The 22,938-nt window shown below is 63.3% G+C and carries 10 protein-coding genes; 1 reads left to right on the top strand and 9 read right to left on the bottom strand.

What is annotated here, in order from left to right:
- Positions 1-139 precede the first annotated feature (139 nt).
- The 3 genes from HNQ60_RS06400 to HNQ60_RS06410 form a co-directional block, all read right to left on the bottom strand.
- Positions 140-1,117 (bottom strand): GlxA family transcriptional regulator, encoded by a 978-nt coding sequence (locus tag HNQ60_RS06400; RefSeq protein ID WP_184330217.1) that lies wholly within the window; start codon positions 1,115-1,117, stop codon positions 140-142.
- Positions 1,114-1,671 carry an isochorismatase family protein gene (locus HNQ60_RS06405; RefSeq protein WP_184330218.1) on the bottom strand — a complete coding sequence of 186 codons (558 nt, stop codon included), beginning with the start codon at positions 1,669-1,671 and terminating at the stop codon, positions 1,114-1,116. Before HNQ60_RS06405 ends, HNQ60_RS06400 begins: the two co-directional genes overlap by 4 nt.
- Before the next feature lie 109 nt (positions 1,672-1,780).
- Positions 1,781-2,449, bottom strand: coding sequence for a carbonic anhydrase (locus HNQ60_RS06410; RefSeq protein WP_184330219.1), 669 nt, complete (start codon positions 2,447-2,449; stop codon positions 1,781-1,783).
- Positions 2,450-2,588: 139 nt separating this feature from the next.
- On the opposite strand from HNQ60_RS06410, the gene HNQ60_RS06415 reads away from it, so the two are divergent.
- A complete protein-coding gene (locus HNQ60_RS06415) occupies positions 2,589-2,948 on the top strand; it encodes a RidA family protein (RefSeq protein ID WP_184330220.1) in 360 nt (119 codons plus the stop codon).
- Positions 2,949-2,954: 6 nt separating this feature from the next.
- Here the strand turns inward: HNQ60_RS06415 and HNQ60_RS06420 are convergent, their stop codons facing one another.
- The 6 genes from HNQ60_RS06420 to HNQ60_RS06445 all read right to left on the bottom strand — a co-directional run bounded on the left by HNQ60_RS06420 (position 2,955) and on the right by HNQ60_RS06445 (position 22,874).
- On the bottom strand, positions 2,955-13,220 hold the full coding sequence (locus tag HNQ60_RS06420) for an autotransporter-associated beta strand repeat-containing protein (RefSeq protein ID WP_184330221.1): 10,266 nt from the start codon (positions 13,218-13,220) through the stop codon (positions 2,955-2,957).
- A 317-nt stretch (positions 13,221-13,537) separates the two neighbouring features.
- On the bottom strand, positions 13,538-15,289 hold the full coding sequence (locus tag HNQ60_RS06425) for a DUF885 domain-containing protein (protein ID WP_184330222.1): 1,752 nt from the start codon (positions 15,287-15,289) through the stop codon (positions 13,538-13,540).
- A 140-nt stretch (positions 15,290-15,429) separates the two neighbouring features.
- Positions 15,430-17,796 (bottom strand): TonB-dependent receptor, encoded by a 2,367-nt coding sequence (locus HNQ60_RS06430; RefSeq protein WP_184330223.1) that lies wholly within the window; start codon positions 17,794-17,796, stop codon positions 15,430-15,432.
- Between the two features lie 117 nt (positions 17,797-17,913).
- The gene (locus HNQ60_RS06435; RefSeq protein ID WP_184330224.1) at positions 17,914-20,538 is read right to left on the bottom strand and encodes a TonB-dependent receptor; all 2,625 of its coding nucleotides are present in this window, start codon (positions 20,536-20,538) and stop codon (positions 17,914-17,916) included.
- 146 nt (positions 20,539-20,684) lie between these two features.
- On the bottom strand, positions 20,685-21,290 hold the full coding sequence (locus HNQ60_RS06440; protein ID WP_184330225.1) for a rhomboid family intramembrane serine protease: 606 nt from the start codon (positions 21,288-21,290) through the stop codon (positions 20,685-20,687).
- A gap of 96 nt (positions 21,291-21,386) precedes the next feature.
- On the bottom strand, positions 21,387-22,874 hold the full coding sequence (locus HNQ60_RS06445) for an outer membrane protein assembly factor BamB family protein (RefSeq protein WP_184330226.1): 1,488 nt from the start codon (positions 22,872-22,874) through the stop codon (positions 21,387-21,389).
- Between the last annotated feature and the right edge of the window lie 64 nt (positions 22,875-22,938).

Here is a 22,938-nt window from a genome sequence, read left to right on the forward strand (position 1 = left end):
CCGTCGCCTCAATGAAAGGCCACGACAAACCTTAGGCTTCGAGACTCCAGCAGATACACTGGCTCGCAGTGTTGCATCGACCGTTTGACTCCGGTGAAGCCGGACCCACAACAAGAGACGCCCAAGCAAGGCCACGCTGTCACTGCCCGCTCGCCGAAACCTCAACCGCACTGCTGCGGCGTGTGCTCGGAGGCTGCGTTTCCCAGCGCCGCCAGACCCGCCGCAGGTGATGGGCAGAGCTGAAGCCCGCACGCTCGGCAACTCGCTCGATGTCGAGGCGGCTGTTCGCGAGCAGATCGCGCGCCAGCGCCACTCGCATGCGCTGCACGAAATCCAAAGGCGAGCATGCGGCATGCTCGGCGAAAAGCCTCGCGAGATTGCGCTCACTCATGCACGCAATCGACGCAAGGCGCTGCGACGACCAGTCGGCCGAGGGATCTTTCATCACGGCGTCCTGAACGCGATGAACGCCCGGATGAATGTGATTCCGGTGCATGAGCCAGGGCGACAGCTGCGGATCGTTGCCCGATCTGCGCATGTAGACCACGAGTTTGCGAGCGACCGTTGCCGCGGCCTGGTGCCCCAGGTGCTCGCCGATGACATGGAGCGCGAGATCCGTGCCGGCAGTGACACCAGCACTCGTCATCACGCGTCCGTCCTGGACGAAGATCCGGTTCGAATGGACGATAGCCGTCGGCTCGATGGCCGAGAGCTCCTCGATGTGCTCGTGATGGCTCGTGCACTCCCGACCCTGCAGCAATCCCGCCTTCGCGGCGATGACGCTGCCGGCGCAAACGCACATCAGTGTGACGGTCTCATTCTTCGCAACGAGCTTGAGCCAACGCATGAGCCGCTGGATCGGAAGACTGTCGAACCTCACTTCATTGCCGACGATGCCGGTGACCACGACGATGGAATCATCCGCAACCGCGTCGGGCAGCGACGGCAGCTTGTGGAGCTCGAGGCCCACGCCCGTCTTCAGATGCTCCACCGGCGCCACGAATTTCAGATCGTAGGTGTCGGGTACCAGACGGTTCGCCGATCGAAACGCTTCCGCTGCCCCTGCGACGTCCAGCAGGACCAGATCCGGAAGCATTGCGAAGTAGACCGTCCTCATGGGCGAACCGCGTCGGCCTTTACCACTTTGGCGAAGCGCCCGGCGAGGACCAACTGCGTCCGTTCGGCGATTTCCTCCGCCGAGAATATGCGGCCTGATTCCGCCACCATCGGAAACGTCAGCGTGGCATCGATCGCATAGGTCACGGAGTAACCCAGGTCCGATGCGTGGCGGGTGGTCGTCTCACAGCACTGCTCCGTGCGGATGCCCGTGATCACGAGTTGTTCGATGCCCTGCTCGCGCAGCCAATCATCCAGGGTCTGCCCGGCGCCATTGACGCCGAACATCGCTGAGTGGACAGCCTTCTGGAATGTGTCGGTCGGCTCGACATTCACGCCGGGCAGCGTGGAAATGTGGCCGGACGCCAGGGAGAAAGGATCGCTCGCATCCGTGCTGTCGACATGGAACACCTGCAGGACCGGCTGCCCGGCCGCGTGGAACCGGTCGATCAGTGACTGCACGCGCTGGCGGAAGGCAGGGACGCCGGCTTCGGTCCAGTACGGCCGATGCATGAAGGACTGCTGGACATCGATGACAATCAGGGCGGACTTCATGGCGCACCTCGGGGTTCGGATGCGCCATCTTCGCCCTGGGACCTAAGGCGTCACAAGGGGCCGGATCGTCACTGAGCGGTCAAAAACGGACAGGCCTTGCTTGCGGCTGTCAGGGCTTCGGCTGGGCTGCGAACTCCGTGTGCGCTCCCCCTTCCCATGCCGGCCAGTCGTCGAAGAAATCGACCACACCGGTCTGAAGCGAATACTCGGCACCGACCACGACGAGCCCGTCCCGCTTGATCAGGTCCTCGATCATTTCCGAGCCGTGGCGCAGGTGAGCAGCCGAGGCGCGGATATTTGCGCGCACTGCGTGATGCAGCAGCGCGTGCGGGTCGTTGCGCAGCGGAGTGTCGAGCAACTCTTCGACAGAGGGACGCACGCGGTCGACGATGGAACGCAGATGCGGCGATCGACCGCCCGAAGGCCGCTCGAGCTCCTCCAACGTGGCCTGGATCGCACCGCATTTCGAGTGACCGAGAACGACGACGAGCCGCGTGCCGAAGCGCTCAGCTGCGAATTCGACGCTGCCGATCTGCGACGGAGCCACGATGTTGCCGGCGACCCGGATGACGAACAGATCGCCAAGCCCCTGATCGAAGACGATCTCGGCGGGCACGCGGGAATCGGAACAGCCGAGAATGATCGCGAACGGTTCCTGCCCCGTCGCAAGCTCGTGGCGACGCGTCGTACTGGGCAAGGTCTGCGTGCTCCAGTCCTCGGAGACGAAACGGCGATTTCCTTCGCGCAGACGTTCAAGGGCTTCCCGGGCAGGGATCATCGGGGGTATGGCCTCCAGCAATTCGATGCGCCGCGATGATACTAGGAGGAAGCGGATGGCGGATAGCGGATGGCGGAGGGGCTGGACAAGAAGGAAACACGACTACAATCCGCCCCCCAGGATCAGGAAGGACGTTCCCATGACGATTCGACGTATCGAGTGTGGCCGGCGCATGAGCCAGGCGGTTGTGTTCAATGGCCTCGTGTATCTGGCCGGACAGGTCGCGTCGGAGGAAGCCAACGAGACCACGGTGGCGGGACAGACGCGCCTTGCGCTGGCGGAGATCGATCGCTTGCTCGCGGCCGCGGGCAGCAGCAAAGCCCACATCCTGTCAGCGTCCATCTGGCTCGCCAACATCGACACATTCAGCGAAATGAATTCGGTATGGGACGCGTGGGTAGCGCCGGGCGCGGCGCCGGCAAGAGCGACGGTGGAAGCGCGACTCGCCGGCCCGGAGTATCTCGTCGAAATCGCTGTGGTCGCGGCCGTGAGCGCCTGAGCGCGCTCACCACTCGAATCGGAAGCCGAGGTTGCCCTGCAGCGAGCGACTGTCGGTGTCGCCCAGGCCATCGCTCGAGGTGACACTCAGGTGCAGGCTGGAGCGCTCGCTCAGCTTGAGCGCAGCTCCCGCGGACACGTCGAGCCATTCACCCTCGAACAGCGTATCGAAGGTCGTTGAAGCGGAGTTCCCGGAGACCAGCGTCGTGCTTGCGTCGCCGACGAGTTCGCTCCAGTAGTTCGTCCTCAGCCACAGGTTGAGCGTCGAGGGGAGAATCTCCGCTTCCAGAGTAAGCCCTGCGCGCCCCGCAACGATGTCGCTCTCGTCGAAGCGGATTTCTGCGCCGACCGCCTGGGTGTCCGATTGCCGGATGTGCTGGGCGACGATCTGCAGCTGCGGCTGCAGCGACAGGCGCGATCCCATTGCGATTCGCCCTCCGCCCTCGATCGACGCGGCGAGAGACCACGCGTTCGTCACGGCGCCGTTGTCCTCGCTGGGCTGCAGTTCGAAGCCGGTCATGTATGTCCCCGCGAGCGCGGAGTCGACGTACCAGCGATCGTCCCGGTGCGTCCAGTAGGCGGCGAGGCTGTAAGCCCGCGCTTCGACCTGGCCTGCGCTGACGAAGTCGTCGCGCTGCGCGTCGGCACTCACCCGTCCGGCATTGAAAAAGACACCTGCGCGATCGTCGCTGTCCCGACTGTCCGAAAGGTGAATGTCCGTGCCCACCTGCAGACCCGTGTAGTCATAGTCGAAATTGGCGCCGTTCATCGCCGTCCCGCCGCCGTTGCGTTCGCCAGAGCGGTACCAGACGCGACCCCACTGACAACCAGACGCTGCGGTCCCGTCGCACGACTCGCGCAGATCTGCCCCATCGCGTTCCTGCAGCGAACTCATGAGCGACAGGCCATAGCCGTAAGTCATCGGTACGAGTGTCGTCGACAGTGACGCCATGTCACGGACCGGCGCGAGCGAACGCAGATACCAGCCCTGCGGATCGGTGTCATCCGCATCGCCGTGGAAGAGATCGTATCGATATGCACCGGCCATCACCGGCGCATCGAGCGTGAATGCATCGTCAGTCGTCGTCGCACCGTTGACCGTCTCGATCAACTGAATGCCGCTGCCCGTCGTTCTTGCGCCGAGGCCGCCCTCGTTGATGACTCGGATACGGGTCGTACCGGTCGCGCTGCCTCCGTCGATTTCGACGACGTCACTCTGTGAACTGTCGTCGCCCAGCGCGACGCGCATGTCGATGCGGCCGTTGTTGCCGACATAGTCGCCGCGAATTGCCAGGCGACCGAACGATGCTGCATTCACGCCCATGACACCGGCATTGCTGACATTGCCGATGACCTCATTGCCGTAGAACGCAGCGGCTGGCGCGATGGCGAGCACCTGTGTCGTGAGACGGTTCGCGAGCAACGTGCCGCTGTCGACATTGACGCCCATGGCAAACGCAGCATCCCCGCTCAGGGTTGCCGTGCCGCTGCCAAGCTTCATCAGAGTTTCGAAATCGACGACGCGAGTCGTGTCGAAGACCATGGCGTCCGCATTGTCGAGCACGATCGTGTCGCCGAGCGCGAGCTCATCGCCGCCATCGATCACCGCATCCAGCACCGCGCCGTCGCGCAGCCTGAGAAGATCGCTGCCGGCGCCCAGGCTGATACTGCCGTTCCCCGCGACAGTGCCGCTGATCGTCATCGAATCCGGACTGTCGCTGCCGAAGAAACTTCCGTCGACGTTGAGAATGGCGCCGCGATCCACCGACGTCGTTCTTGTATTCGCGGCACTGCCTGTCGAAGCGATACTCAACGTACCGGCGCTGACCGCCACCGTCGTAAAGCTCGAGACATCCGCGCCAAGGATGTTCAGCGTGCCGGCGCCTGTCTTGCTGAGCGTCTGGAATCCGGTGACGGCGCCCAGATCGGCGCTCGTCGCAATATTCGTATTGAACGTGTTGGTGCCGGCACCGCCTGCAACCGTGCCCACAATGCGCGTGTCGTCGTGAATCGTCAGTGTGTCGTCGCCGTCGCCGAGGTCGAACACACCAGTGCCGAGATCCAGCGTGCCGACTACGTCGAGCACGTCCGCGCCCTGCCCCAGATCGATCAGGCCAGTGCTGAGCGCGGTGCCCACCACGGTGAACAGATCGCCGGTCGCGCTGCCCCTGAACTCGCCCTCGATGCGCAGCGTTGCATCGGCCGCGACCGTCGTCGTCTGAACACCGCCGATCGAACCGCCCGCGCCGATACGCAATGCTCCCGCGTCGACAGCAACGCTGGAGAAGCTCGAAGGATCTATGCCCAGGATATCGAGCGTTCCGGCTCCGCTCTTGACGAGTGTCTGGAATCCCGTGATCGCGCCGAGCGTTGCCGTCCCCGCGATGTTCGTATTGAAAGCGTTGTTGCCTCCACCGCCGGCAACCGTGCCCTGAATGCTGGTGCCGTCGTGGATCATCAGTGTGTCGTCGCCGTCACCCAGGTCGAGCAGGGTCGTCTCGAGTGTGCCCGCGACATCGAGCAGATCGGCGCCATCGCCGAGGCTGCCCCCGGCTCGAAGCGTCGCGCCCGAGCCGACGACGATCGTGTTCGCACCGGCGCTGCCGGACACGATCGCCTGTGATCCCGAGGTGCCCTGCAGAAGTCCTCGAACGTCGAGCGTCGTCGCGTTCGACAGCGTGGCACGCGCAGTCTCGGTGATACCGCCAATCGAAAGTTCGCCCGCGGCAACACCGATGTCGACATAGTTGTGCGCGCCGCTGAGCGTCAGGGTTCCGGTGCTGCGCTTGTCGAGCGCTTCGAAGCCCGAGAGCGACGATCCATCGACCGCTCCGCCAGTCAAGTTCACGATCAGCGTGTCAGCGACGGCCTGCGCGCCACCATCGATGCGACCGACGATGCTGCTGCCATCTTCGAGCGTCACACTGTCATCGCCGCCACCGAGGCTCAGGACGCCTGCGCCCGTTCGCAACGTGCCGGCGATCGACACTGCGTCAGCGCCGTCCGCGAGATCGCCCGTTGCGCTCAGCATTGCACCATTCGCAATCGACATGGCATTCGCGCCCGCGCTGCCGGTGATCGTAGTTGTCGTCGAACCTGAAAGACCTTCGAGCGTCCCGGTGATCCGCAGGATGCCGCCATCGAGAATCGTGTTCGCTGCACCGACTTGCCCCCCAACAGCCAGCACGCCGGACACGAGCGAAAGGCTGTCGTAGGACTGCGCCCCCGTCAGCGCTGCGGACCCTGCGCCCTGCTTGATGAGGCGTTCGAAACCCGACAGCGTGGCACCGTCGAAACTCAGCGACGCGGCACTGTCGAGCACGACCGCATCTCCGGCGCTCTGTGCTCCGCCATCGATGGCTGCGGTAATCGCGGCTCCCTCACGAATCGTCAGCACATCGTCGCCCGCACCGAGATCGACGAGTCCGGCGCCGGAAACCGTGCCTTCGATCACCATCGAGTCATCGCCCGCGGTGCCGAGATAGCTTCCGTCGACATGCAGCGTACCGGCACTCTCGATGAGGGTCGTCGAAGGGTCGATCGTTGCCGCCACGGCGACATTCACGCGCCCCGTGCTCACCGTCACCGTGTTGAACACCGATGTACCCGGCCCGTTGATGTTCAGCGTTCCCGTTCCCGTCTTGATCAACGACTGAAATCCAGTCAGTGCATCCAGGTCGGCGATCCCGTTGATCGTTGTGTTCAATGTATTCGTGCCACTGCCGCCGGAGACCGTCCCGACGATCCGCGTGCCGTCCCGGGTCGTCAGCGTGTCGTCGCCGTCGCCGAGATCGAACGTGCCGCTGCCGAGATCGATCGACCCCACGACATCGAGCAGGTCATCACCCGCGCCCAGATCCAGCATGCCTGAGCCCGTCAGCGCGCCGGAGACCACGAATCGATCGTCGCCGCCGCTGCCGAAGAAGCTGCCGTCGACATTCAGCACTGCGAGCGAGTCGATCGTCGTGTCGGACACTCCGCTCAGGACTCCCGCAGCGGCGATGTTCACGGTGCCCTCGAGGCCCGTGAGCGTCGTGAAGACCGACGTTCCCGGCCCATTGATGTTGAGAGTGCCTGTACCGGTCTTCAGCAACGTCTGAAAGCCGGTGACTGTGGAGAGATCGGCCACCGTGTTGATGTTCGTATTGAAGGTATTGGTACCCGACCCGCCCACGACCGAACCCATGATGCTGCCGCCGTCGTCCAGGATCAGCGTGTCATCGCCATCACCCAGCGTGAGCGTCGCGGCACCTGTATCGAGTGTGCCCGCGAGCCGCAGAGTGTCCGTGCCATCGCCCGTGTCGCCGCCGGCCCGCAGCAATCCGCCGCCCGCCACTGTGATGAGATTCGCGCCAGCGCTTCCCGCGATCGACGTCGCGCTTCCGCCAGCCCGTACCGTGCCGAGCACTTCAAGCGTTGCGCCATCACTCAACGCGATGTTGGAAGAATCCAGCGATCCAGCGACCGACAATGTTCCCGCGTCGACTCTCGTAGTGCCGTAAGCGTGTACGCCGGCAAGTGTTGCCGTTCCGGCATTGATCTTGTCGAGCGCCTCGAAGCCGGTCAGTCGTGAGCCCGAGAGCGTCAAAGCGGCTGAGTTGTTCAGGACGACCCGGTCGACCGTTCCCTGCGAGCCGCCATCGATGCTCGAGGAAAGCACTGCGCCATCGTTCAACGTCAGTACGTCATCGCCCGCCGCGAGACCGATCGTACCGGACCCCGAGACCGTGCCGCCGATGCTCCACGAGTCGGCACCGCCGCTTCCCGAATAGGCGCCCGACACGTTGAGCGTCGCCCCGTTGCCGATCGATGCGTTGACCACGCCAGTGATGTTGCCTGTCGCGGCAACATTCAGCGTTCCTGTCTGGACATCCACAGCGGTGAACGCTGAAGTCGCCAGCCCATTGATATTGAGCACGCCACCACCGGTCTTGAGCAGCGTCTGGAATCCGGTGACCGCACCGAGATCCGCGGTCGTCGTGATGTCGGTGTTGAAAGTGTTGACACCTGTACCGCCCGTGACGGTGCCGAGGATGTTTGCGCTGTCGCGAACGGTAAGCGTGTCGTCACCATCGCCGAGATCGAACACGGCGGCGCCAAGATTCAGCGTACCCGCGACGTCGAGCAGATCGCTGCCGGCACCCAGCCCTCCGGTTGCGCGAAGCGTTCCGCCCGCTTCGATGACGACGGAGTTCGTTCCCGCGCTGCCTGTGATTGCGATTCCCGTCGTCGGTGACGCCTGTGTCGATCCCGAAACGCGTACCGTCGTATCGTTGGCCATCGTGAGCGTCGGCGCGGTGAGTGAGCCGCCGACGCTCAGCGTGCCTGCATTGAGGGTCGCGCCGGACGTAAACGTGTGCGCCCCGGTCAGGGTCGCGTTGCCGGTGTTCTGTTTGATGAGGCGCTCGAACGCCGTGATCGACGCCGCGTCGAGAGAAAGTGCCGCTGCGTTGTTCAGCGTCACGAGGTCGCCTGTGGAAGTATGAGCGCCGCCACTGATCCGGCCTGTGATGCCAGCTCCATCACTGAGCGTCAGCGTGTCGATGCCGCTGCCCAGATCGATCGTGCCCGCTCCAGACACCGTTCCCGCAACGGCGAACGTGTCGTTGCCGGTCGTGCCGGAGTATGTACCTGCGACATTCAGCGTCGCCCCGCTGCCGACCGTGCTGGTGACGACGCCCGTGATACTCGCCCCTGCGTTCACATTGAGCGTGCCGACGCTGGTGTTGACGCTGGTGAATCCGGTCGTCGCGCCAGTGACATTCAGCGCTCCCGCGCCGGTCTTGAGCAGCGTCTGGAACCCCGTAGCACTGCCCAGCGTCGCGGACGTCAGGATGTCGGTGTTGAACGTGTTGGTGCCGGTGCCGCCATTCACGGTGCCGACGATCGTTGCGCCCTCTCGCAGGGTGAACGTGTCATTGCCCGCGCCCAGCGTCAGCGTGCCTGCTCCAGTGTTCAGTGTGCCCGCAACATCGAGCACGTCATCACCGGAGTTCAGGTCGCCGGTCGCACGCAGCGTGGCGCCGCTCGCGATGCGCACAGTGTTTACGCCGGTCGTGGCACTGATCGTGCTGGTCGCTCCGGCAGCCGCGCCGGCAGTGCCCAGCACATCCAGTGTCGTGCCGTTGCTGAGCGCAATGGTCGGCGTCGTCAGAGTACCGCTCGCACGCAACGTTCCCGCAGTGATCGTCGTCGCGTTCGCGCTGACGGTGCCGTCGAGTTGCGTGGTCCCCGATCCGGCCTGGTTGATCGTGCCTGTCCCGTTGATGTTGCTGGTGACCGCAAGCGCATCCGAGCGCATGAAGCTCAGCGTGCCATTGTTCGTAACTGCGCCCGTGCCGAGGGTGCCCGATGTCCCGCCGTTGCCGATCTGCAGAGTCCCCGCGCTGATCGTCGTTGTGCCTGAGTAGGCATTGTTGCCAGCGAGAATCCAGCGGCCTGCGCCGCTCTTCGTCAGGCTGAGCGCACCGGTTCCGTTGTCGACCAATGCGCCGGCGAAGATGTTGCCGCTGAATGTACCCGTGAGCGTCAGCGCCCGAGCCTGATCCGCAAGATCGTAGGAAGCAGTTCCGTTCCAGGTCAGTGCGGCCGTTCCGCTGCCTTCGAGGATCGCGCCGCCGTCTTCGATGATGAAATTCCTGTCGGTACTGCGCGCAGCGCCTGTATAGCGCAACGTGCCGCCATCGAAGTTCAGGTTCCCGGCCGCATTGCTGGATGCGCCGATGTTGCTGGTGATACCACCGTTCTGAAGATTGCTCACGGCGAACACGCCGGCATTGAGCTCGAGCGCGCCAGTGAACGAGTTCGTGCCGCTCGCCGTCGTAACGCCCGCCCCGTCATGGCTCACGACGCCGGTTCCCGCGATCACGTTCGCCAGTGTCACTGCGTTGCTGCGATTGAGACTGAGCGCCGCGTTGTTCGTGATCGTCCCGGTGCCGGCGCTGCCGGTCGTTCCGCCGTTGCCGACTCGCAGCGTTCCGGCATTGACGATCGTGCCGCCGGTGTACGTGTTGTTGGCCGTCAGCGTCGTTGCACCCGCGCCGTTCTGGCGGACGCTGCCGGTGCCGCTGATCAGCTGGCCGAGCGAAAGCGCATCACTGCGATCGATCGCGAGCGTGCCGTTGTTCGTCACAGCACCGGTACCGAGCGTGCCGCTCGTACCGCCGCTGCCGACCTGCAGCGTGCCTGCGGCGATGGCAGTAGCGCCGTATGCGTTGGTCGCGGTCAGGATGGTCGTGCCGGTACCGGCTTGACGAAGCGTGCCGGTGCCGCTGACGACCTGGTTGAGCGCGTACGCGTCGCTGCGATTGATGGCGAACGTTGCGTTGTTCGTAATGTTGCCCGTGCCCGCATCACCCGTCGTACCGCCGTTGCCGATCTGCAGCGTGCCTGCCGTGACTACAGTACCGCCGGTGTAGGTGTTGCTAGCCGCGAGAGCGGTCGTTCCCGTACCGACTTGCCGCACGACACCGTTGCCGCTGATGGCGTTCGACACGATCGTCGTGTTCGTGCGATTCACCGCGAGCGTTGCGTTATTGATGACCGCACCGGTGCCCAGCGTTCCTGTCGTTCCGGCGGCGCCGATCTGCAGCGTGCCCGCATTGATCAGGGTGTCGCCGGCGTAGGTGTTCGCGCCGGTGAGCGACGTCGTGCCCGCTCCGTCCTGGCGGAGCGAACCGGTGCCGACGATGACGTTTGCCAGCGTCACCGCGTTGCTGCGATTCACTGCGAGCGTCGAATTGTTCGTGACGGCGCCTGTCCCGATCGCGCCAGTCGTGCCGCCGTTGCCGATCTGCAGTGTGCCGCTATTGACCTGCGTGCCGCCGCTGTACGTGTTGGCCGCTGTCAGTACGGTCGTACCCGAACCGTTCAGACGCACACTTCCGGTACCGCTGATCAACTGCCCGAGCGTGAGTGAGTCACTTCGATTGATCGCGAGTGCTGCGTTGTTCGTTACGGCACCGGTGCCCAGTGTGCCTGTCGCGCCGCCGTTGCCGACTTGCAGGACGCCTGCGCTGATCGTCGTAGCACCCGTGTAAGTGTTGTTGTTGGTCAATGCGAGCGTTCCGGTACCGGCCTTCGTGAGACCGCCTCCGGTGCCAGAGAGAACACCGCTCAACATTGCATCGATTGCCGCGGTGCCATCGTTGACAGTCACCGTGCGACTCGCTGCTCCCAGCGCAATGCCGTTGCGGAAGTCGACCATGCTGTCAGAGGCCGCGTGGCCGAAGATCAGCGATTGCGCGTTAGGCACGAAGCCCGCCGCTGTCCACGTCAGCGCTGCACCCGCGCCGCCGATATCGACGACCCGGTCGCCGCCGAATGCCGCGAATCCGCCGCCGGTCTGCCAGCGCACCCCATTGAGGAACTGCGTCGTGCCGATCGAGCGGGTGAAATCGCCGCTTGCACTCGTCAGTCCGAGCACGCCGCCGTTGAACACGAGCAGACTGCCCGGGCTCGCTGCACCCGACCCGAGTCCGCCGTAGAGCGCATTCGCGTCGTTGATCGCCAGGACGCCCGCGTCGATGCGCGTATCACCGCTGTAGAGATTGAGGCCGGACAGCGCCCAGACCCCGGTACCCGCCTTGATCACGCTGGTCCGTGCGCTCGCGGGATTGAAATCGGTCAGCGCGCCGGCGAACACATTGGCACCTGTGTTCGTACCGCCGAGAGTCAGCGTCGCTGCTCCGGTTGGCGTCATGGTGCCGGCCCAGGTGAGTGCGCCGGTGCCGCTCGATTCGATGCGCGGTGCCGTCGTGCCGGTGAAGTTTCGATCCGTACTCGCGGGATCGGCGCCGACGTAACGCAGTCCGCTATTGTTGAGGATCAGGTTCGACGCGGCGTTCGTGCTGGCACCGATGCCGCTAGCCAGTCCGCCATTCGCCAGCGACGTGACTTCGAGGGTGCCACCGGTAACGGAAGTCACTCCCGTATACGTATTCGCTGCCGTGAGCCGCCACAGGCCCGCATCAGCTTTCGTCAGAGCGAGCGTGCCGCCGTCGTTCTCGAGAAGACCATTGAAGATGTTTGCCGCGGTGTTCGTACCGCGCAGGACCAGCGTTCTAGCTCCACTGGCGATGTCAGCTGTGCCGTTCCAAACGAGCGCGCCCGTGCCGCTCGAAGCAATGTGAGCCTGGGTGGCCGCGCCGAAAGAGAAATTCCGCTCCGTGCTCTCGCCCGTTCCTGCGTAAGTGAGGATCGAGCTGTTCGCGTTGAATACAAGGTTCGATGCATCGCTCGATGCGGCGCCGAGACCGCCAGCAACACCGCCGTTGCCGATGGTATTCACGCGCACCACCGGCCCGTTGAGCGTCGTCACCCCCGCGTACGTATTGATGCCGCTCGCGAGAACGGTGCCAGCACCCGAGTAGGTCAGCGAGCCGTTGCTGATGGGTCCGCCCAGAATCACATCCGTGGCCGCGGATCCATTGTTGATCTGCAGTGTCCGCACATCGCCGTTCAGGTCGATCGGATTGCGCCAGTCGAGCGTCGCCGTGGAACCGGCCGAAGAAAGGATGAGTGTCTGGCCGTTGCCGAGAAATCCCGGCGTACCGCTCCAGATGAGCGTGTCGCCCACGCCGCCAAGGTTGACGATGCGTGTCGCACCAAGGGCTCCGAAGCCCGCGCTGCCTGTCCACTGCACCTCGTTCACACCCGTGCCCACGGCCCGGGTGAAATCGCCGGCATTCAACTCGACGATCGCACTGCCCGAGATCGCAAGATTGCTGTTCACGGACAGCGCATCGATGTTGCTCAGTCGCAGGGTCCCGGCGGTGATCGCCGTCAGACCGCTGTAGGTGTTGACGCCAGCGAGGATGAGCAGGCCCGTGCCGGTCTTGCGAAGTCCAGCGCTGCCATCGATGACCGCATTGATCGTCGCAGTCGTCGTGTTGACTGCGATCGTCGGGGTCACGCCCGCGAGAGTGAGAGCGCTTCCGGTGAGTGCGTAGTTGTTCGCACTGAAGGTGACGTTGTGAACGGTGATCGGCGTACCGATCGTCACGGTGCCGGCTGTGCCGCCGAACACGGCATCGCTCAGGGCGCCGTTGTTCCAGATGACGTGCGTCGTGCCGTTGAACCAGCGCGCGTCCGTCGTGTTCCAGACGTTGTTCGCGGGCGTCGCGCTATTGCCGGTGCCCGCGGTGGCGCCGTTGACGTCCCACGTCAGCGACTGCGCGTGCGCATAGGATCCGAGCGCAACTGCGCTCAGCGTCAGTGTCCATACCAGCGTGCGATGCGTCCGGGGCCCCCGCGTTGGGGTTGGGCAGTCCACCGACTCTGACAACAAAATGAACCCGCTCTCGCGCTGCTATGGATTGACATAGTCTGGCCCGTACGGGAAACCCGCATGCGAAGAGCGGTCACGTTTTCGACGTGGAAATATCAACAGATCCGGTGATTTGCGCCCGCCAAATGCGGCAATGGGTCACATCTGTAGGGAGTTTGCGGCCCGTGTCACGGTTTAGGGGGAATGATGCAGTGCGGCTAGGGCCAAGGGGCCATGAGCCGCGAGCTGTGAGCGACGAGCCAGAAGCAGATGTGTGTTCCGGCTCTGGCTCGCAGCTCATCGCTCACCGCTCGTAGCCTTCTTTAGAACAGCTCCCCGCCCCGCCCCTTCAACATCTGCGTCCGCACGAGCGGCACCGGCGGCCCGCCGTACGACAGGAACTGGTCGTGAAACTGCTTGATCGACTTGCCAGGATTCTCCGCCTGCCAGTCGCTGCGCAGTTTGCGGATCATGAGTTTGCCCATCGTGTAGTTGAGATAGGCCGGATCGTAGGTACCGCGAGCAGCCTGCTGTCTTGCGTTGCCCGCATCCTTGTACGCCTTCTCGACGAACATCTTTTCGCAGTCGGCAACGGTCATGCCCTGCGTGTGCAAGCCGATGGCGCAGACGTAGCGGACGTTACGCAGCAACGCGTTGAGCAGTTGGCCGATGTGTCGCTCCGGATCGTCCTTGGCAAGTCCTTCTTCGATCATCATCTCTTCGGTGTAGTGCGCCCAGCCTTCTGCGAAGGCATAACCCACCATCAGCTGGCCGAATCGCCATGAAGAGCGGTTCGAGTGCAGGAACTGCAGGAAGTGACCCGGCCACACCTCGTGAACCGAAGTGAAGAGCAGGTTTGCGTTGCCCGGGATGTACGCTTCCTGCTCGGCTTTCGTCCATTTCGGATCTGCCGGAGCGATGTAGTACACCGACGGCATGTTCTTTTCGTACGGCCCCGGAATGTTGATGTACGCGGCGTTCTGGGCGTTGTACGCAGGCGCCTCCTCGACCTTAGCTTCCTCGGTGCCGGGAATCGAGACGATGTCGTGATCGACGAGGAATTGCCGCAGCATCGGCAGCTGCGTGCGCGCTCCCGCGACGGCGCCACCTTCGGGCTTGTTGGCTTCCTGCTTTTGCACGCACGCCTTGATCGACGCATTCGGCAGATATTGCTTGCACGCATCCGCGAGCGCCGCGAGATTGCGTTCGAGATCGGCACGGCCGATCGCCTCGAGTCGATCGACAGGTGTCGTGACCCCTTCCGTCATACGCAGCATCGCCGCGAAGCGCTCGGGACCGAGAACGAAATCCTCTGTCGCCTGCGCGCGTTGGGATTCGAGCCAGCTCGCCATGTCGGCCATGGCCTTCGCGGCCGGCTCGAGAACCTGCTTCAACTCCGCCTGAAGCGATTCATCCTTCACGTCGGCGAAAACGGTCGGGATGTCCTTGCGATAGAAGTCGGCGAAGCCATTGAACCCGGCGACGCCGTAACCGATGAAGGTTCGCGGCATCGGTGTTTTCAGGTTCGCGCGAATCTGCGCGAGCGCACCGGGAATCGCCTTCGCGTAAGCATTGAACGCGCGCAGTCGTTGATCGAGCGGCGCATAGGGCACGGTCACGTACGTCGAAGGATCGAGACCATGATCGAAGTAATACGTGACATTGGTAAACGGGGATCGCGCGTCGCGGGTCCAGAACAGCTCCTTGTCGATGTACGCGATGACGTAATCGCGCTGGAACCGCTGATCGTGCGACAGCGACTCGTCGCTGAATCCGTCGGCCTCGGTGCGTGCCTTCTCGAGCCAGGCGACCGTCTTCTGGATGCCTTCAGCGCTCCAGTCCGGCAGCTGGCCATCGAACTCGTGCCTGCCCGACACGACGGCAAATGGCGGACTGCGCGTAAACGATTCTTCGATGAACTGATCGACGAAGCTCGGCCAGCTCGCCTGCTTCGATGCTTCCGCCGCCGGCGGTTGCGTTGCGGGCGCGGTCGGGCGATCGCAAGCGGACAGGCCGCCGAGCGCGAGCATGGAGAGACCGAACGGGAGCAGCGTTCGGCGGAATGCGTGAGTCATTGCGAAGCCTCTGATCCGATGACGAGAGGCGCATGATACTCACGACTCTGCAGCAGCAGAATCCTTGAATGCGGTGAGCCGAGATCGAAGAGCGATCGGCCACTCGCAGTAGCGAGTGGCCGATCGTGTCGTACAGGCTTCTAGAAGCCCAGGTGGAAGGACAGACCGTACGTGCGCGGCATGTTGGTCAGGTAACCGACACGCGCGCTGCGGCCGCGTTCGCGATCGAGCGCCAGGTACGCCTGCTCATCCCAGAGGTTGTTGACGAAGGCCGCCAGCTCCCACTGATCCTTGCGGACGCCGAAACGCAGATTGCCCAGGTCGTACGCGGGCAATTCGGCCCCGAACCGGATGAGCGAGGTGTTCGGCGCACCGTACGGAATCAGCCGCGCCGATCCTGGGAAGCCCGTCTGGCTGGTGATCACACCGAAGTTGTCGGTGTTGTCACCGAACTGCGAGAACGACGAGCCGACGTACTGCAGCGTCAGGTTGGCGAAGCCTTCCATGTCGCTGCTGAAGTCCACCGAGTAGCCGACGCTCGCAACCGCCTGCAGCTCCGGTGCAGTCGGCAACTGCTTGCCTTCCGCCAGGCCGCTGACGACGACAGTCTGCCCGCCGCTCGTCGAGGTCACGCTGGACTTGAGCTCCGCGTTCACCCATGTCGCTGCCAGACCGAAGTCCCAGTTGTCGTTCGGACGGGCGAACAGCTCCGCCTCGACACCGACGCTGCGGGCCTTCGGCACGTTGAACACGATGCGCGATGAGCACGTACCCGCATCCGTCGTCGCCTGCAGGTCTTCGATGTCGCTGTAGAACGCAGCCACGTTGAACGTCACGCGACGATCCGCGAACTGCATCTTCGCGCCCAGTTCGTAGTTCCAGACGGTCTCGTCCCCGAACGTCTGCTGGTTGCCGAAGATCAGCACGTCTTCCGGCGAGCACAGCGGCAGGTTGATCGGATCGTTGATGCCGCCGAGACGGAAGCCGCGCGAGACCTGAGCAGTGAGCTGCACGTCGTCGCTCGGATTGAAGGCCAGGATGGCACGCGGCGAGAATCCGTCGGAGCTCGTCGAACCGGGCAGATCCACGGTCGGATCGGCGAATGCACCGCCGAAGTTCAGGATGCGGTCTTCGTCGAAGTCGTAGTAGCGCACACCGGCGGTCAACGCCCACATGTCGCTGAAGTGCCACGTCGCTTCACCGAACAGCGCGAACTGCTTGAACTGGTAATCGAGACCCGAGAAGAACGGCGAGTCGGTCACGGCGTTCAGCGTCGAGTTGTCGATGCCCGTCGCGTCATCCCAGCCCGGCGTCGGCAGATACTGCGAGTAGTCGCGGTCGACGTCCTGGTAGAACGCACCGATCAGCCACTCGATCGGACCATCCGACGACGACGTCAGCCGGAATTCCTGGCTGAACGCCTTGAGCTTGGTTGTGTCGACGAGCGCCGAATCGAGCCGGACGATGTCGGGGAATCCGATATCGAAGCTCACGCTTCCGGTCAGCGACGTCGCATCGCGAGTGACGATCACTTCGCGATCGGTGTACGAACTGACAGAGGTCAGCGCCACGCGGCCGAAGTCGAACTCCATCTTGAGGTCGGCCAGCATGAAGTCGTCCTCGAGCCCTTCCTCGAGCTGCACGTACTGCTGACGATCGCCGATCGTGACGGCCGGCTGCGTCGTCGTGTACGGATTCGCGAGGATGTTGAACTCGTCGATGCGCGGGAAGCCATCAGTGTCGAGCTTCTGATACACGATGCGCGGCGTGATCGTGATGCTGTCGTTCGGCTGGATCGTGAGCGCGATGCGCCCGCCGGTCTTACTGCCGGTATCGACATCTTCGTCCACGACCTCGTTGTTGAGGCCCTTCACGTCCATGAAACCCTGCAGTTCGTTGTAGTAGCCAACGATGCGCAGTGCCGCGATCTCGCCCATCGGCAGATTGATTGCGCCTTTGACGGCGCCGCCAAAGCTCGTGTCGGAGCCATCCGCCGCCGACAACTCCACCGAGCCACCGAACTCACCGAGCTTCGGCTGTGCAGTGATGTAACGCAGCGTGCCCGAAAGCGATCCGGCGCCGAACAGCGTGCCCTGCGGGCCGCGCAGCACTTCGAATCGCTCGAGATCGAAGAAATCAAGATCCGGCGTGAACAGCGCGATCGAGATCGGCGATTCGTCCAGGTAGATGCCCACCTGCTCTTTCACGCCCGGCTGGTCGCGGATGACCTGTCCGGCGCTGATGCCGCGAATGGCGACCTGGCTCTGACCGGGGCCGAGATCCGCAATCGTGAGGCTCGCGAAGTTGCGCGCGAGATCGACGACGTTGGTGGCTCCGGAATCGCGAATCTGTTGTTCGCTCGCTGCCGCAACCGAGAACGGCACATCCTGCAACGCCGTTTCGCGCTTCTGCGCGGTGACGATGATCTCGTCGATGATGCTGCCTTCCTGGGCAAGAACGAGTGTCGGCGCCAGCAGCCCTGCAATCAGAATGCTCTTCTTGTGCATATCCATCCCCCTGCGCTTTTTGTGAGAGTCCAATCGATCTAAGGAAAATACCTCGCAATGAAAACGTAGACGGAGGATGGCATGCCGCCATCCTCCGTCAGGGAAGAACGACCTACCTCAGAAGCGGTAGATGGCCTTCGCATTCCAGAACTGACCGCGCGGATTGTGCTGGCTCTGCACATAGCCGTACAAGTCGTCATCACCGTTGCCCACTGCGAACGGCGGCCGCTCGTCGAAGGCGTTATCGAGGCCGAGCAGCAACTGCAGGTTATCGATACCCGTGTAACGGAACTGAAGATTCACTGTCGTGAACGAGCCTACGCTGCGCGTGGTTTCCGTGTCGTAGTCCAGCGTACCGTCGAAGTCCGCGTCCGGCATGTCCTGGAACGATCCGATGTAGTTCACGCTGGCATAGATGCCCCACGTGTCGTTGCCGAAATCGCCCCACAGCATGGCGCGATCTTCCGGATATTCGTATTCGCCCGCGAGCGAGCGGGTGACGAAATCCGTGCCGGCGGCGTTCAGCTCCACGCGATCGAAGTCCAGCAGATGCGTGTAGTTGAGGCCGAGACTCATCGTGCCGGGACCGACGTCGGTCGCGAAGCTCGCGCCGAGATCGAGGCCGCTGGTCGACTGCTCGTTGATGTTGACGAACGTGGTGTGGATTCTCTGCAGCGGGCCCAGCGTATCGCCGGCCAGCGGCGCACCGCGTTCGCAAACCTCGCTGACCTGGACGCCGCAGAACTCGGTGTACAGGAAGCCGAACGGCACCTGGTCGATCTTCTTTTCCTGCTTGATGTCCCAGTAGTCGAGCGAGAGGTTGATGTCCGCGGTCGGCTGCCATGCGACACCGACATTGAACGTCTCCGACTCTTCGGCCTCGAGGTTCGGGTTGCCCGCGAACACGAGGTTGTAGTCGGTCGATGCGCAATAGACGGGGTTATCGGCGCAACCGTAGGTATCGATGAAGAACTGCGACGACTCGGAGGGTCCGAGGCCGATCTGTGCGAGCGACGGCGCGCGGAAGCCGGTGCCCCACGAGGCGCGGAACGCGAGCTGGTCGATCGGTGCCCAACGGACAGCGAGCTTCGGGTTGGTCGTATTGCCGAAGTCACTGTAGTCGTCGTAACGCGCAGCCAGCGACAGCTCGAGGCTCTCCAGCACGGGCACGGAGAACTCGACGAACATCGCCCAGCTGTCGCGCGCCGCAGCGGCAGAAACCGCTTCGGTACCGAAGATCAGGCCGCGCTGGAACTGATCATCGGGAATGTCCGACACGCTCTCTTCGCGATACTCGGCGCCGGCAGCCATCTTCACGGGGCCGGCGGGAAGATCGAAGAGATCGCCTGTGATGCTGGCGTCGGCCATCGTGAGATCGGACTTGCCGCGACGAACGAGGTTGGTCGTGATCGCATCAATCACATCCTGCGGGTTCTGCACGCCGCCGAACGGGTTGTAGCGACCCGCGTTGATCTCGGTCTGGAGGAAGTCCGTGCGGACCCAGCCCATCGAACGATCGCCGCTCTGTTCCGACTTGCCGCGAGCGCGCTGGCCAGCGACTTCCCAGTCCCAGTCGCCGAAGCTGCCGCGCAGACCGAGGACGGCGCGCAGGTTGTCGCTTTCGATGTCCCACTGACGCGCACCGGCGTCGACCGTGCGATAGCGACCGATCTGAATCGTCGTTGCCGTCGGGAACGGGTTGTCCGGATGCGTGATCGGCACGGTGAGACCGGCGGTTTCATCCAGCGGCGTGGGAGCGCCCTGCGCGATGGAGTTGTTGTGCTGCACACCGACTTCCGTGAAGAGCTCGACGCCGCCGAAGTCCTGGTGCGCCAGCAGCAGCAGGCCGGTGCGCTCTGCTTCCGGAATCAGCAGGTTCCATGGACCGAAGTCGTAAAGGCAGGTCTGGCCTGCAACGCTGCCGGCGGGACACGCCGGATCGATCGTGGTTGTGCCGTTCACGATGAAGCGGCCCGGATAGCCGCGCGAAGAACGGAAGTCCTGGCCGCCCCGAGGTGTCTGATTCGCGGTACCGAAGTAGCCGCGTTCCGAGTTCGAGAGCGTGGTGTTCTTGAAGTAGTCGAAGATCAGGGTGACGTTGGAATCGTCATCGCCCATGCCCCACACGGCGGACATCGTCTTCTCGTCGTAGCTGCCTTCGGTGACCGCACCGTAGCCGCCGGAGATTTCGAGACCTTCGAAATCCTTGCGCAGGATGACGTTGACCACACCAGCGACCGCGTCGGAGCCATACACAGCGGACGAACCGTCCTTCAGCACTTCGACGCGCTCGATCGCCGCGACGGGGATCGAGTTGATGTCGACGAAATTCGTCGTCACGTTCTCCGCGAACGAGGAGATGGCAACGCGCCGGCCATTGACCAGCACGAGCGTCGCATCCGCACCGAGGCCACGAAGGCTGATCGATGACGTGCCGTTGGCGCTCGAGTCCTGGTTGTTGCCGCGGGTCGAGAAGGCGCCGTTGCCGTTGGCGGGCAGCTTCTCCATCAACTGCTGCAGGTTGCTGTAGCCGGATTTTTCGATGCTTGCGCGATCAACGGTGATCACCGGCGAAGGGTTCTCGAAATCCGATCCGCGTGCGATGCGCGAACCTGTCACGACGACTTCCTCGACGTCGGAAGAGTCGGCTGCATGTATACATGTTGCTGGAATCAGACAGAGCGAAGCCACGATCGCGCGATGGTTGGCGATGGCGCTGCGAATCGAGTTCGATGATTTCATTGTTGCGTGCTCCCCAAAGAAGTCGCGGACGCTAGCACTTATGTCGAGCGGCGCCAACTACGGATTTTTCATGGACGCACGAGCGCAAGCCGGACCTTGCGCGACCGACTGTGGCAGATATGCGACGAGCTGCGAGCTGCTTCGATCTAGAACAGGGAATGCAGCAGCTGGCGATAGGAGCCGGGAGAGATCAGAGCGACAAACAACAATCCCGTGATCGCGCCGCCGAGATGCGCATCGTGATTGATGCGGCCGTGCGGATGCTTCGACGAGTAGATCGTGTAGGCGAGATAACCGACCGCGAAGAGCGGCGCGGGGATCGGGACGGGAATCGGAATGATGTAGAGCGATTGATCGGGAAAGAAGACGATCGCGGCGAACAGCACGGCGGAAATTGCGCCCGACGCACCGAGAGATGCGTACTCGGGATGGTTGCGATGCTTGTACCAGGTCCCGGCATGACTCACGAGCAGGCCCGCGCTGTAGAGGATGACGAACCAGAAAGTGCCGATATAACGCTCCAGCGGAAACGCGAAGAAGTAGAACGTCATCATGTTGAAGATGAGATGCATCAGGTCGGCGTGCGTGAAGCCGCTGGCGACGACCGTCGCATATTGCTTACGCCGCAGCAGCCAGTACGGGCGGAAGAGACTCCAGTCGAGCAATCGCGGCGACTGATAGAGCGCGATGAGGCTGATGGCGATCGTGGCAAAGAAAATGGTGGTTGCTGCGGGACTGCCGGTGAAATTCACGGTGCTTGCCTTTGATCCTTGCTGAAACTTCGCGCTGACAGCGCAAGAATAGCGGAACTGGCGGCAGCACCTGCCAGCCAATAGCCGGCCAGCTGGCTATCGGCTGGCCTCCATCGCGTAGACCTTCCCATTGAGATCCACCGCATACACCACCCCATCCGCGATCAGCGGCGAAGCGCCGAAGCCCCACCCCTTGTTCCCGTCGATGATCTCTTTCGTCGGTGGCTCGAGATGGAGCCAGCGTGTCTCGCCGGTCTTGCGATCGATTGCCACGAGCGCGCCGCTGCGCGATCCGGGATATGCGCCGACACCTGCCGTGCCTGCGATCACGAGTTCGTCGCTCACAGCGGTCCGTGACCATGCCCATCCCGGCACGGGAGTTTTCCAGCGCAAGCTGCCATCCCTGATGTCGATCGCATAGACATTCGTTGCGTCGGAGGACCCGGTGTAAACGATGCCGTCGCGAACGACCGGTGGTGATTCGATCCATGAGAACCAGTAGTAGTGCTTCCATTGCTCCTTGCCGGTTGCGGCATCGAGCGCGATGAGCTCGTACGTGCGGCTGCCGACGAGGACGCGATCCCTGTCGACCACCACGTCGCCTCCGACAGGCAGCTTCGCGTCGTACATCCAGCGTTCCTTGCCATCACCGGCGGATACCGCACGAACTTTGCCGGCGAAGTCCGCGAATACGATCAGGTCGCGATACAGCGCGGGCGTAGCCGTCATCATGTCATCGGCGGTGAACTTCCATATCTGTCGGCCGCCCTCGACATCGAGCGCATACAGATTCTTGTCGCGGCTCGCGACATACACCCGTTTGCCGTCGGCGACGACGCTGGAACCGTAGCGATCCCAGCGCGAATTCTCTTCGGAAGCGGGAATGCGCGGAGGACTTCCGTCATCGATCCGTGCGCGCCACAGCTCGCGACCGCTGCGCTTGTCGAGTTTGTAGAGATAGCCTGAATCGGAAGTCACGTAGAGACCGTCGCCGATCACAGCGGGGCGCCCTTTGATGGGCTTGCCTGTCTCGAGTTTCCAGCGAATCTGTCCGGTCGCATCGATAGCGTGGAGCACGCCCGCATCGTTACCGGTGTAGATGAAGCCGGTCGACGCGTCTCGCTCCAATCCTGCCCATGCCGGGCTACCGGTTTCGACAGACCAGCGGACGCTTGGCGTGTCGATCTTCCATTGCGGTGGAGCGGGTTTCTCGTATGGAGAACTGCGGCGAAACTCGACCGGGATCTTATGGACCGGCACCGCATCCTTCGGCAGAACACCGCGAAGCGTGTCCTGCGAAACGTTGTAAGCGAGAGGAAACGAGAACGGCGCGGTGTCGAGCGAATCGCCGTTCATCGTCACGGTGCCCAACGGAAATTCGTAGCCACCGATGGCGACAATGGAAAGGCGCGCCGTCGGCTTTCCTTCGTGCTCGAGCAAGTGAAGCACGACCCGCGACGATTCACCCGCAAAGACGGGCTCAGCCGACCACCAGCCGGCGAGATCGGAAAACTTCGTTTCAGCGTTCGCGGTTGCAGCGAACACCCCGAGGAGAAACGCGACTCCCACCGTGACTCTGCGCACTGCTCAGCCCTCCTGCCGTTGCGCAGACAGTAAGAGCTACACAGTGACCGCGTCTGCGCCCAGA

Origin of the sequence: Povalibacter uvarum (genome assembly GCF_014202975.1) — a bacterium.
GTDB lineage: Bacteria > Pseudomonadota > Gammaproteobacteria > Steroidobacterales > Steroidobacteraceae > Steroidobacter > Steroidobacter uvarum.

Coding starts and splice junctions, on each gene's coding strand:
- HNQ60_RS06400 (WP_184330217.1), bottom strand. CDS start 1,117: ATGAGGACGGTCTACTTCGCAATGCTTCCGGATCTGGTCCTGCTGGAC.
- HNQ60_RS06405 (WP_184330218.1), bottom strand. CDS start 1,671: ATGAAGTCCGCCCTGATTGTCATCGATGTCCAGCAGTCCTTCATGCAT.
- HNQ60_RS06410 (WP_184330219.1), bottom strand. CDS start 2,449: ATGATCCCTGCCCGGGAAGCCCTTGAACGTCTGCGCGAAGGAAATCGC.
- HNQ60_RS06415 (WP_184330220.1), top strand. CDS start 2,589: ATGACGATTCGACGTATCGAGTGTGGCCGGCGCATGAGCCAGGCGGTT.
- HNQ60_RS06425 (WP_184330222.1), bottom strand. CDS start 15,289: ATGACTCACGCATTCCGCCGAACGCTGCTCCCGTTCGGTCTCTCCATG.
- HNQ60_RS06430 (WP_184330223.1), bottom strand. CDS start 17,796: ATGCACAAGAAGAGCATTCTGATTGCAGGGCTGCTGGCGCCGACACTC.
- HNQ60_RS06435 (WP_184330224.1), bottom strand. CDS start 20,538: ATGAAATCATCGAACTCGATTCGCAGCGCCATCGCCAACCATCGCGCG.